Here is a 12340-nt window from a genome sequence, read left to right on the forward strand (position 1 = left end):
TCAGCCCTTCATCGCCACGGTGAGCAGTGCCTCGGGAACACCGAAGGCGTCGACCAGGGTCTGCGCGTGCGGGCGCAGCTCCTTGCACAGCTCGTTGACTCCACGACGAATCGCCTTGGCGCGCTCCACCGAGACGTGCCGGTGCATGAGGAACCAGTCGAGATCGTCCTCGAGCGCGGAGTAGACGAACAGGTCGCAGACGGTGCCGAGCAGGTCGGCCGCGGCCTTGCTGTCGCAGTTCTCGATGCCCTCGATGAACGCCTCGAGCACCACGCGCTCCATGTGGGCGTGGCCCACCTTCAGCAGGTGGTCCTGGGCGTTGTTGAACACCTCGAACGCGTCGGCGTCTTCGGCCGTTGCCCGACGCAGGCGATTGGCGCAGGTGCGCAACAGGTGATCCTCGCGGTTGCGGAACAGCCGGATCTGCGTGGCGCGGTTGGAGAGCTCGGATTCCTCGGGGTCCTCGCCGGAGGAGTCGAGCAGGGTCTGCACAACCTGACGCGCCGCGGACTTCTCCAGGATGACGTCACGGGCCATGTCGGCGATGAACCGCGCCCAGCCGACGGTGTTGAGTCCGCGGACGTCCTCGGCGTAGGCCGAGAGCAGCTCCTTCGCGACCAGCTGGGTGAGCACGGTGTTGTCGCCCTCGAACGTGGTGAACACGTCGATGTCGCCGCGCATGATCGAGATCTGGTTCTCGTCGAGGTAGCCGTTGCCGCCACAGGCCTCGCGACACACGTTGATCGCGTGCGAGGCATGCCATGTCGTCATCGCCTTCAGTCCGGCGGCCGCGCTCTCCAGCTCGCGCTGGCGGCCGGCCATCGAGTCGTCGCCCTCGGTGTCCTCGGGATTGGCCGTCTGGACCTCGTGCAGTTCCTCCACGACCTCGTTCTGTGCGAACGCCAGCGCGTACGACTTGGCGATGAGCGGCAACAACTTCCGCTGGTGCGCGAGGTAATCCATGATCACGATCTCGCTGTCGGAGTCGGGCGCCTCGAACTGGCGTCGCTCGAGCCCGTAGCGGGTGGCGATGGCCAGTGCCTTGCGACCGGCCGCACCGGCGGTCGCCGCCACCGACACGCGACCACGGATCAACGTGCCCAGCATCGTGAAGAACCGACGGTTCGGGTTGTCGATGGGTGAGTGGTACGTGCCGTCGTCGTCGACGTCGGCGTACTTGTTCAGCAGGTTCTCGCGCGGGATGCGGACGTGGTCGAAGCTGAGTCGACCGTTGTCGACGCCCGCGAGACCACCCTTCGGCCCGTCGTCTTCGATGGTGACGCCCGCCATCGGCTTGTGGTCGGCGTCGCGGATGGGCACCACGAAGCAGTGCACACCGTGGTCCTCGGGCTCCTGGCCCGGACCCGCGGTCACCAACTGCGCGAACACCGTTGCGAGGGTGGCGTGCTGGGCCGCACCGCCGATGTAGTCCTTGGTCGCCGAGGGCGTGGTGGAGTGCACCACGAACTCGTCGGTCTCGCGGTCGTACGTCGCGACGGTCTCCAACGCCTGGACGTTGGAGCCGTGGCCCTTCTCGGTCATGGCGAAGCAGCCGAGGAGGTCGAGGTCGATGAGCGGCTTCACGTACTTGTTGTGATGGCGCTGCGTGCCGAGGTTCTCGATCGCTCCGCCGAACAGCCCCCACTGCACGCCGGCCTTCACCATCAGTGAGAGGTCGGCGTACCCGAGCATCTCGATCGCGGTGATCGACGCACCGACGTCGCCGGTACCGCCGTGCTCGGTCCGGAAACCGGCGGCGGCGAAGTCGAGCTTGCCCAGTTCGCGGATGTGCTCGAACGTCCGGTCGCGCGACTCCTGCATCGTCAGGGTCGGGTCGGGGAGGAGATCGGTGCGATCCATGTTGCGCCGTGCGTACTGACGCGTCTCGCGCCAGCGGCCGTCGAGGGTGTAGCGCAGGTTCTCGACCAGCAGTTCACGATCGGCGTCATCGGCGCCGACCACACTGAGGTTCGGGGTGACTTCTTCGGGTACTGCCGCATCGGTGACTGACATATACCCACGTTACGCAGAGCCGGACCCGCCTTGACGGAAATGATGATCACAGTTGACTGCCGGAATACGACAGCTGTCGGCGTGTCCGATAACAGATGAGTAACGGCGGGTCCGAGGCGGAGGACTCGTTTCCGTCGAACCCGCTGTGCGGGTGCGTGACTGGGCAGAAAAATCTTCGAAGAAGTTCTGGCACTCGATGCGATCGAGTGCTAAATTCGGAGCTGCACAGTGATGGAGGGCTCGTCACCGGGGCGGGCCACGGCGACACAGGAGGTGGGTTGCTGTGCTTCGTTTTGATCCTTTCACCGAGATGGACGCACTCGCCCGCGGTCTGCTCAGCGGTCAGCCGACGGGATCGACGCGGACCCCGAGATTCATGCCGATGGATCTCTGCAAGGTCGATGACCACTTTCTGTTGACTGCCGATCTCCCGGGTGTCGACCCGGGATCGGTCGAGGTCAGCGTCGACAACGGGACACTCACCCTCGCCGCCCAGCGCACCGCGCGCTCCGACGATTCGGTGCAGTGGTTGGCCAATGAGCGATTCTCCGGCACCTACCGACGCCAGCTCAGTCTGGGTGACAACATCGACGCCGCCGGCATCGAGGCCACGTACGAGAACGGGGTCCTCAGCGTCACGATCCCGGTCGCCGAACGCGCCAAGCCGCGCACCATCGAAGTGCGCCAGAAGGATTCGCAGCGCACCATCGAGGCCGAGAAGGTCTCGTAACTGCAGGTCATCTCCGCAGCCGACACCCGTGGACCCGAGGGGTTCACGGGTGTCGCCGTGCGTGGAGCGTTCAGGCGGAGGGTTGCTGGCAGGTGATGCAGTGGATCCCGCCGCCGCGGTCGAACAGCGGTCGTGCGTCGACGGTCACCACCTCGCGGCCCGGATAGACGTCGGCGAGGATTGCTGCCGCCTGCTCATCGTTGGTGTCGCCGAATGCGCAGGCGATCACGCCGCCGTTGACGACGAGATGGTTGATGTAGCTGTGGTCGACGAAACCGCCTGCATCGGTGAGGGTCTGCGGAGCCGGCACCCGCACGATGTCGAGGCGAGAACCCGCGTCGTCGGTCGCGTTCGAGAGGAGTTCGATGATGTCGGCGCTCACGGCGTGATCGGGATGGCCGGGGTCGGTCTGGTCGTGGACCAGAACCGTGCCCGGTGTCGGGAAGGCCGCGACGATGTCGACATGTCCTCGGGTGCCGAAGGTGTCGTTGTCGCGGGTGAGCCCGCGCGGCAACCAGATCGCGGTCGTGGTCCCGATGGTGCGGGTCAGCTCGGCTTCCACCTGCTCGCGTGACCAGCTGGGGTTGCGGCCCTCGCCGCGTTGCACGGTCTCGGTGAGGAGCACCGTCCCGGCGCCGTCGACCTGAATGCCGCCGCCCTCGTTGACCATCGGTGAATCGATGCGCTCTGCGCCGGAGAGTTGCGCGATCAAGGTCGCGATGTGCTGGTCGTTGCCCCACGTCGCCCACTCCGCCGCACCCCACCCGTTGAACACCCAGTCGACGGCACCCAGGCGCCCGTTCTCGTCGAGTACGAAGGTGGGTCCGATGTCGCGGGCCCAGGCGTCGTCGAGTGGGGCCTCGACGAGGGTGATCGCACTCGACAGGTGGCGGCGGGCATGGCCGATCTCGGCGGGGTCGACGATCACCGTCACCGGTTCGAAGTCTGCGACCGCGTGCGCGACCGCCGCCCACGTCGCCCGCGCCTGTTCGCGCTCGGCCTCTGTGTCGCCCAGGGAGTAGCCCTCCACCGGGTACGCCATCCAGACCCGCTCCTGCGCAACGCCTTCAGCAGGCATCCGCCACTTTCTGTCAGCGGCGATCACGGCGTCACCGGCGCCGTCAGCGATGCGTAGGTGTCGGGCCGACGGGTGGCGAGGAACGGGAACAGCGCGAGCCAGTCGCGCCGCTGGTCGAGTTCCAGGTCGGCGACCAGGGTCACCGATTCGTCGCGCGATGCCTGGACCAGGATGCGCCCGAACGGATCACAGATGAACGAGGACCCGTAGAACGTGATCTCACCCTCGTTCCCGTGTCGATTGGGCACCACCATGAACGTCGCGTTGGCGATGGCATTGCCCACGATCACCTGCTGCCACAGCGGGCGGGTGTCGAAATCGGGGAAGTCGGGCTCGGATCCGATCGCCGTCGGGTACACCAGGATCTCCGCGCCCGCCAGCGAATAGCTGCGCGTCACCTCGGCGAACCATTCGTCCCAACAGGTCGGTAATCCGATCGCCGCGTCGAGTCCCGCGGGGCGGTGCACCGGGTAGGGGTCAGCAGCCGGGCCGCCGCGGAAGTAGGTGTCCTCGTAATAGCCCGGGCTGATCGGGATGTGGAGTTTGTGGGTGTGAGCGACGACCTCGCCCTGCGGCGACACCAGGATCGCGGTGTTGAGGCCGAGGCCGTCCGGCTGTGATCCGTCGGCGGGAGCCTGCTGATACAGCGATGCGTGGACGAAGATGTCGTGCTCGCGGGCCATCTCGGCCGCGAAGGCGGCGGTGGGCCCGGTGTGCAGATCCTCCGCTTCGGCTCCCGGGTTGTCGCCGGCGCGTTCGAACGCGGGATAGCGCCGCAGGGTCAGTTCGGGCAGGAACACCGCGCGGGCGCCGGCACGTGCGGCGCCGGCGATCCCGTCGGCGAGCTCGGTCCGCAATTCCTCGGGGTCGGCGTGCCACTGGTGTTGCACCAGCGCAACACGCAACGGATCGCGCGTCGGGGCCTCGTACCGACACGGCGGCGCGAGCACCTCAGGGGCGACGATCGTGCGCATCGTGGTCTCCTCGGGTTTAACGAATGGTGTTCGTTAAACGATAGCCGCAGCTCGCGGGTTCGGCAACAGATGTTCGATCTCCGACTTTGCACCTTTCGGAGCGAAACGAAACGAATGTGAAACACAGCGTGTGCACAATGACGCAAGTTGTTCACAGGGTTCTCGAAGGGTGGGGTGCGTGGCGGGGTACTTGGTTCGGAGGCTGCTGAACTACATCGTCCTGCTGTTCGTGGCGACCTTCCTGACGTACCTGTTGGCGTCGTTGACGTTCGATCCGCTGGCCAACCTCCTCGGACGCAATCCGCCGCCATCGGCCGGGGTGCTCGCTGCCAAACGCGAGGCACTGCACCTCGACGACAATCCGGTGCTGCGCTACTTCCAATGGCTGCGTGACGTCCTCACCGGTGACTTCGGGCAGACCATCGCGGCCGGATCGGTCAACGACGAGCTGTGGCGCCGCATCCTCGTGTCGCTGCGCCTGGTGGTGCTGGGCACCGTGCTCGGCGCGGTCATCGGCACCCTGGTCGGGGCCTACGGTGCGGTTCGGCAGTACAAGATCTTCGATCACATCGCCACCGTCGTGACGTTCGTGCTGTTGAGCATCCCGGTCTTGGTGCTGGCCCCTGTTCTCAAGTACGTGGCGGTCAAGGTGAACCAGTCCACCGGCTCGACCTTCTTCGAGTACACCGGCGAGACGTCGACGACGCTGTCGCCGGGGCTGTGGAACGAGATCATCGACCGCGCACAGCATCTGGTGCTCCCCACCCTTGTCCTGCTGTTGTTCACCTTGGGCAGCTACAGCCGCTACATGCGCAGCTCGATGCTCGACGAACTCAACTCCGACTACATCCGCACCGCGCGTGGCAAGGGGCTGACCCGCGGTCGGGCGATCTTCAAGCACGGTTTCCGTACGGCGTTGATCCCGATGGCGACACTGTTCGCGTTCGGGATGGGTGCGGTCATCACCGGTGCGACGTTCACCGAACGCGTCTTCGGCTGGTACGGCATGGGGGACTGGCTGATCTACGGCATCACCAGTCAGGACGTGAACATCACCATGGCGGTGTCGCTGTTCACGGCGTTGTCGGTGCTGATCTCGGGCATGTTGACCGACATCCTCACCGCGGCACTCGATCCGCGGATCCGCGTCTGATGAACGGCAGTCCGATGATCACGAGTTCGATGCCACCAGTCGAGAGAGGAGCCGGCGATGTCGGTACCCATTCGCCCCGCTGACGGGTCTGTCGGGCCGGTGGGCGACGAAGCGCTCGACACCGTCGACGCCGTCGTTCTCGCTCCGCCGATCAGCCAACGTCGCCTGATCCTGCGTCGCTTTCTCCGTAATCGACTGGCCCTGTTCGGGATCGTGGTGCTCGTCGCAATGTTCCTCGCGGCGTTCCTGCTCCCGTACGTGATCCCGTACGGGTACGAGGAACTCGACGCGTTCGCGCTGAACTCACCACCCACGACAGCGCATTGGTTCGGGACCAATCAGATCGGCCAGGATGTCCTCGCGCAGACGCTGCGTGGTCTGCAGAAGTCGCTCATCATCGGCATCCTGGTGGCCCTCATCTCGACCGTCGTCGCCGGAATCGTCGGGGCGGTCGCCGGCTACTTCGGTGGGTGGCCCGATCGCGGGCTGATGTGGATCGCCGACGTGATGCTGGTGGTGCCGAGCTTCCTCATCATCGCCATCTCGAGCCCCTACTTCCGGGGCAAGAGCTTCATGATCCTCGTCGTGCTGCTGGCTGCCTTCTCGTGGATGATCACCTCCCGCATCGTGCGCGCCCTCACGCGCTCGTTGCGCGAGCGTGAGTTCATCCGGGCGGCGAAGTACATGGGGGCCACCCCGGGCACGATCATCGGCAAGCACATCCTGCCGTCGATGGCGTCGATCCTCATCGTCGACGTCACCCTCAATGTGGGCATCGCGATCATCGGCGAGGCGAGCCTGAGCTACTTCGGGTTCGGGGTGCAGCGACCCGACGTGTCCTTGGGGACGCTCATCGCCGACGGGACCTCGTCCGCGTTGACCTACCCGTGGCTGTTCGGGTTCTGCTGTGGCGCATTGGTCCTGATCGTGCTCGCAGCCAACTTCGTGGGCGACGGTCTCCGCGACGCGTTCGACCCCACCTCGACGAGAGGGCAAGCCCGTGGCTGAGAACACGACGGTCCTCGAGGTCGCCGATCTCGAGGTGACCTTCCCGAGCGAAGAAGGAACGGTGACCGCGGTCCGCGGCCTCGACTACTCGGTGACCCGGGGTGAGGTGCTCGCCATCGTCGGAGAATCCGGATCGGGCAAGTCGGTGTCGTCGCTGGCGGTGATGGGTCTGTTGCCGCCGTCGGCGCGGGTGTCGGGATCGATCGAACTGAACGGACGACAGCTGCTGGGTCTGTCCGACCGTGAGATGTCCACCGAGCGCGGACGCTCGGTCGCCATGATCTCCCAGGATCCGTTGACGGCGCTGACACCGATCTTCCGCGTGGGTGATCAGATCGCCGAGGCCGTCAGAATCCACAACCCGTCGATGTCGCGGTCGGCGGCGCACACCCGTGCCGTCGAACTGCTCGACCTGGTGGGTATCCCCGAGCCGGGAACCCGCGCGCGGTCGTATCCACACGAGTTCTCCGGGGGTATGCGCCAGCGAGTGGTCATCGCGATGGCGATCGCCAACGACCCCGATCTCATCATCGCCGACGAGCCGACGACCGCGCTGGACGTCACCATCCAAGCCCAGATCCTCGAACTGCTGCGCACCGCTCGCGACGTGACCGGTGCCGGCGTCGTGTTCATCACCCACGACCTCGGAGTCGTTGCAGGCGTGGCCGATCGCGTGATGGTGATGTATGCCGGTCGTGCCGTGGAGACTGCGCCGGTCGACGATCTCTATGATCGGCCTTCGATGCCGTACACGATCGGTCTCCTGGGTTCGATACCCCGGCCCGACCGTCCGGCACAGCAACGTCTCGTCCCCATCGAGGGCAATCCGCCCGCGCTGGTCGACCTGCCGGTCGGGTGCCCCTTCGCCCCGCGGTGCCCCGTGCACATCGACGCCTGTGACACCGCCGAGCCGCCGCTGATCAAGGTGGCGGCCGGTCACCGTGCGGCGTGCATCAACGTCGAGGCCGCCACCGCGGGAAGTGCCGCCCAGGTCTTCGGAGTCGAGGTCGACACGCCGCCGGCCGCCGATGGCCAAGCCGCCGAGAATGCGCCCACCTCGGACGTCGTGCTCTCGGTGACCGAGCTGCGCAAGAGTTACCCACTCTTCAAGGGATCGGTGATCCGGCGCCGCACAGGCTCGTTCGAGGCCGTCGGGGGGATCAGCTTCGACCTCCGCGCCGGGCACACCCTCGCGATCGTCGGCGAGTCGGGGTGCGGCAAGTCGACCACGCTGATGCAGATCATGGACTTCACCCGACCGGAGTCCGGATCGATCGCGGTGCGCGGGCAGCACCCCTACGACCTGAGCCGGGCCGCGCAACGCGAACTGCGCGCGCACATCCAGATGGTTTTCCAGGACCCCATGGGTTCGCTCGACCCGCGGATGCCGGTCGGCGAGATCATCGCCGAACCGCTGAAGATCACCGGTGTGCCCGCGGCCGAACGTGCCACGCGCGTGCGGGAGCTCATGGACACCGTGGGTATGCGACCGGCCTTCGCCGACCGCTACCCGACCCAGTTCTCCGGCGGCCAACGCCAACGCATCGGTATCGCACGCGCGCTCGCACTGCGCCCGTCGATCCTCGTGCTCGACGAACCGGTGTCGGCGCTCGACGTCTCGATCCAGGCCGGTGTGCTGAACCTGCTGCAGGACCTGCAGGCCGAACTGGGGCTGGCCTATCTGTTCGTCTCGCACGACCTGTCGGTCGTGCGACACCTCGCCGACGACGTCGCCGTCATGCGCAACGGGGTGTTCGTCGAGAAGGGCCCCACCGAGCAGGTGTTCACCGATCCGCGCGACCCCTACACGCGAGCTCTGCTCGCGGCCATCCCCGTCCCCGATCCCGCCCGACAGCGAGAACGCGTCACCACCGCGGCCGAACTGGCCGAGAAGATATGAGAGGCAACATGATGAGACGTAGGACAATCCGCGCGATCGTGCCCCTGGCTGCCGTGATCGCCACGGCCGGTCTGCTCGCGGGCTGCTCGTCGGGCAACAACGGTGGCGCCACCGGACCCGATTCGTTCAGCGCCGGCGCCCAGATCAACCCACACCCGATCACCGACCTCAAGCAGGGCGGGAACATGAACTACCGGATCGAAGGTGTGATCCCCAACTACAACTATCTCCAGATCGACGGCACCCTAGGCGATCTCAACCGTGTTTACCTGGCCACCATGCCCACGCCCTTCACCGCCGCGGCGGATGCGAGCCTCTCGGTGAACAAGGACTACTTCACCGACATAGTCGAGAGCGAGGTCAACGGCAAGCAGACCATCACCTATGACATCAATCCGAAGGCGAAGTGGAGCACTGGTCGTCCGTTCGATTACCGCGACCTGGTGGCCAATTGGGCCGCACAGAACGGAAAAGACACAACGTACGAGGCATCGTCCACCGCGGGTTACGACCGGATCGAGTCGGTGGTGCGAGGTAGTAGCGATCAGCAGGCGATCGTCACCTTCTCGAAAAAGTTCGGTGACTGGCGGGGTGACTTCTCGCCGTTGCTCCCGCGCGAGAGTGTCGAGAACCCGGATGCGTTCAACAAGGGGGCAGTGACCTCGTTCCCGGCCACGGCGGGACCGTTCCGCATCAAGACCATAGCCCCGGGCGGTAAGCGCATCGTCGTCGAACGCAATCCCGACTGGTGGGGTGAGAACAAGTCCGTGCTCGACACCATCACGTACATCCCACTCGACCAGACCGCTGCCATCGGCGCCCTGCAGAGCGGCGAGATCGATCAGATGGAACTCGGTAGCGACGCCGACTCGTTCAAGACCGCACGGGGGCTCCCCAACGTCCAACTCCGTCAGAGTCTCGGGTATCAGTACCGACACTTCGATTTCAACGGCGCGGCCGGTCGCATCACATCGGACAAGGCTGTGCGGTTGGCGCTGATGAAAGCCATCAACCGCACCTATCTCGCGCAGGCGCAGCTCGGGCAGATCACCTCGAAGCCCGCGGTGCTCGACAACCATGTGTTCGTGAATGGTCAGAAGGGGTATCAGGCCAACAACGGTGACATCACCTTCAACCCGGATGAGGCGAAGAAGGAACTCGACGCGGCCGGCTGGACAATGTCGGGTCAGTTCCGCAAGAAGGATGGCAAGCAACTCGACCTGCGCGACGTCATCCCATCGGGCGCCCCGAACGCCTCACAGGAGGCGCAGATCATGCAGCAGAACCTCAAGGATGTGGGCGTCAACCTGACCATCGACACGGTTCCGTCCGATGACTTCTTCAACAAGTACATCCTGGTCGGCGATTTCGATGTCACCCATTTCACCTGGGAGGGGACTCCTTTCACGTCCAGCTCCGACGGCATCTACCGTCTGACCCCCGGCATCACCCTGCAGAACTACGGGCAGGTCGGTTCGCCGGAGATCAACAACCTGGCCGACACGGCGCTCACCGAGACCGATGACACGAAGCGTCTGGCCGACTACAACGCGCTCGACAAGGCCGTCTGGGCCGAGGGTCACAGCCTCACGTTGTTCCAACGGCCTTCCACCTACGCGGTCACCAAGACCCTGGCCAACTTCGGGGCGCCGGCGTTCGGTGATCAGGACATGTCCAAGGTCGGGTTCCTGAAATAGCGGGACTGCGCTATCCGCTCGGTGTCGCGGCGGCCTGCATGGCCGTCGCGGCATCGACCGTCCCGGTCCTCGGGGCGGTGTCGATCCTGGTTCTCCTGATCGTGCTCGTGGTCACCGCCTTTCGGCTCGGCATCGCGGCCGCGTGCGCGCGGCGGCTCGCACGCGGCGGCGGTGCTCGGGTGACGGTGAAGCGGCTTCGCGTGCAGCACCGCATGCGATCGAGAGGATTGCTCGAGGTGCACGCCGGCGGAACGACCACCCATGTTCCGGTCTACTTCCACACGGGCCTGCTGGCGATCGTGCCGGGAGATGACGCGCGGATCGTTCGCCTGGGTCGCTGGGCGGCATGCGAGATCGGAGACGGCATGGTCGCGCTCCCTGCCGGACGCGAACGCACCAAACGTCCACAGGGAACCGTGCTCGACGCCCCGCGCCTCAACCCTGTCGACCTGCGTGCCCGCAGTGAGCGCTTCGGCTCGATCCGGCGTCGGCTGCTGCTCGATGCCCCTGCCGCGGTCGGAGCCCCGGTGATCGGGCTCCTGTGGGTTCTGGTCGCCGGTGTCGGGGTGATCGGCTTTGTCGCGGTGACGCTTCTCGCGGCGGCAGCGGCCATCTGGGTGTCCGCCATCGGTGGCAGCGATCCGAGCTGAGCCTGATCCGTAGGCTGATTCATGCGGCCATCGGCATACGAGATGTCGGAGCCCCCACCTGCGCCGCGCGCGGCTCACCTGCTTATGGAGGATTCCCATGAAGGCAACACTCATCTACGGCAAAGGCGACATCCGGATCGAGAACGTCCCCGATCCGGAGATCAAGGACCCGACCGACGCGGTGGTGCGAGTCGTACGCTCGTGCATCTGCGGCAGCGATCTGTGGCCCTACGGCTCGAAGAAGCCGTCCGACAAGGGAGCCCGCATCGGACACGAGTTCCTCGGCATCATCGAGGACATCGGTTCCGAGGTGAGTGGACTGGCGAAGGGCGACCTCGTCGTCGCGCCGTTCGTGTGGGCCGACAACACCTGCGACTTCTGCGCCGAGGGGCTGCAGACCTCGTGTCGCCACGGCGGCGGCTGGGGCATGAACGGCGTCGACGGCGGGCAGGGCGAGGCGGTGCGCGTACCGCAGGCGCAGGGCACGCTGGTGAAGCTGCCCGTCGCCGAGGATTCCGCGCTGCTCCCGTCTCTCCTGACACTGTCCGACGTGTTCTCCACCGGCCATCACTGCGCGGTCACCGCGGGCGTCACCGAGGGGAGTGCGGTCACCGTGATCGGCGACGGCGCAGTGGGTCTGTCGGCCGTCCTGGCCGCCAAGCGACTCGGTGCCGAGCAGATCATCCTGATGGGACGGCACACCTCACGCACCGACCTCGGGCGGGAATTCGGGGCCACCGATGTGGTCGCCGAGCGCGGCGACGAGGGCGTCGAAAAGGTCCGCGAACTGACCGACGGCGACGGAACCCGGTACGTGCTCGAGTGTGTCGGCCACGAGTCGGCGATGGACATGGCACTGGGCGCGGTCCGCTCCGGCGGCACGGTCAGCCGCGTCGGCGTCCCGCAGTACGACAAGGTGACCGCGGGCAGCTCGTTCTTCATGAACAACATCACGCTCACCGGCGGAGTCGCGCCCGCTCGCGCCTACATCGAGGAACTGATGCCCGACGTGCTCGACGGAAAGGTCGAGCCCGGGAAGGTCTTCGACGTCAGCATGGGCCTCGACGACGTCCCGACCGGCTACCAGCAGATGGCCGACCGCGAGGCGCTGAAGGTCATCGTCACCCCCTGAGTGTC

The 12340-nt window shown here is 66.0% G+C and carries 10 protein-coding genes; 7 read left to right on the plus strand and 3 right to left on the minus strand.

Features of this window, described 5'->3' with window-relative positions:
- Positions 1-2013: an acyl-CoA dehydrogenase family protein gene (locus ACLBW1_RS05675; protein ID WP_447810611.1), complete on the minus strand. Its 2013-nt coding sequence runs from the start codon at positions 2011-2013 to the stop codon at positions 1-3.
- 283 nt (positions 2014-2296) lie between these two features.
- On the opposite strand from ACLBW1_RS05675, the gene ACLBW1_RS05680 reads away from it, so the two are divergent.
- Positions 2297-2743, plus strand: a complete 447-nt coding sequence (locus tag ACLBW1_RS05680) for an Hsp20/alpha crystallin family protein (RefSeq protein WP_447810612.1) — start codon at positions 2297-2299, stop codon at positions 2741-2743.
- Between the two features lie 70 nt (positions 2744-2813).
- Here ACLBW1_RS05680 and ACLBW1_RS05685 read toward each other — a convergent pair whose 3' ends face one another.
- Positions 2814-3821 (minus strand): agmatine deiminase family protein, encoded by a 1008-nt coding sequence (locus tag ACLBW1_RS05685; protein WP_447810613.1) that lies wholly within the window; start codon positions 3819-3821, stop codon positions 2814-2816.
- Positions 3822-3844: 23 nt separating this feature from the next.
- A complete protein-coding gene (locus ACLBW1_RS05690) occupies positions 3845-4795 on the minus strand; it encodes a nitrilase-related carbon-nitrogen hydrolase (RefSeq protein ID WP_447810614.1) in 951 nt (316 codons plus the stop codon).
- A gap of 178 nt (positions 4796-4973) precedes the next feature.
- Between ACLBW1_RS05690 and ACLBW1_RS05695 the strand changes: the two genes are divergently transcribed.
- From ACLBW1_RS05695 to ACLBW1_RS05720, 6 genes are all read left to right on the plus strand, one after another.
- Positions 4974-5948 carry an ABC transporter permease gene (locus tag ACLBW1_RS05695; RefSeq protein WP_447810615.1) on the plus strand — a complete coding sequence of 325 codons (975 nt, stop codon included), beginning with the start codon at positions 4974-4976 and terminating at the stop codon, positions 5946-5948.
- A gap of 99 nt (positions 5949-6047) precedes the next feature.
- Positions 6048-6956, plus strand: a complete 909-nt coding sequence (locus ACLBW1_RS05700; RefSeq protein WP_447811158.1) for an ABC transporter permease — start codon at positions 6048-6050, stop codon at positions 6954-6956.
- Positions 6949-8856, plus strand: coding sequence for an ABC transporter ATP-binding protein (locus ACLBW1_RS05705; RefSeq protein WP_447810617.1), 1908 nt, complete (start codon positions 6949-6951; stop codon positions 8854-8856). Before ACLBW1_RS05700 ends, ACLBW1_RS05705 begins: the two co-directional genes overlap by 8 nt.
- A gap of 38 nt (positions 8857-8894) precedes the next feature.
- A complete protein-coding gene (locus ACLBW1_RS05710) occupies positions 8895-10553 on the plus strand; it encodes an ABC transporter family substrate-binding protein (RefSeq protein ID WP_447810618.1) in 1659 nt (552 codons plus the stop codon).
- Between the two features lie 38 nt (positions 10554-10591).
- Positions 10592-11203: a hypothetical protein gene (locus ACLBW1_RS05715; protein WP_447810619.1), complete on the plus strand. Its 612-nt coding sequence runs from the start codon at positions 10592-10594 to the stop codon at positions 11201-11203.
- A 97-nt stretch (positions 11204-11300) separates the two neighbouring features.
- Positions 11301-12335: a zinc-dependent alcohol dehydrogenase family protein gene (locus ACLBW1_RS05720; RefSeq protein ID WP_447810620.1), complete on the plus strand. Its 1035-nt coding sequence runs from the start codon at positions 11301-11303 to the stop codon at positions 12333-12335.
- Positions 12336-12340: the final 5 nt, after the last annotated feature.

This window comes from Williamsia sp. M5A3_1d, assembly GCF_053345315.1.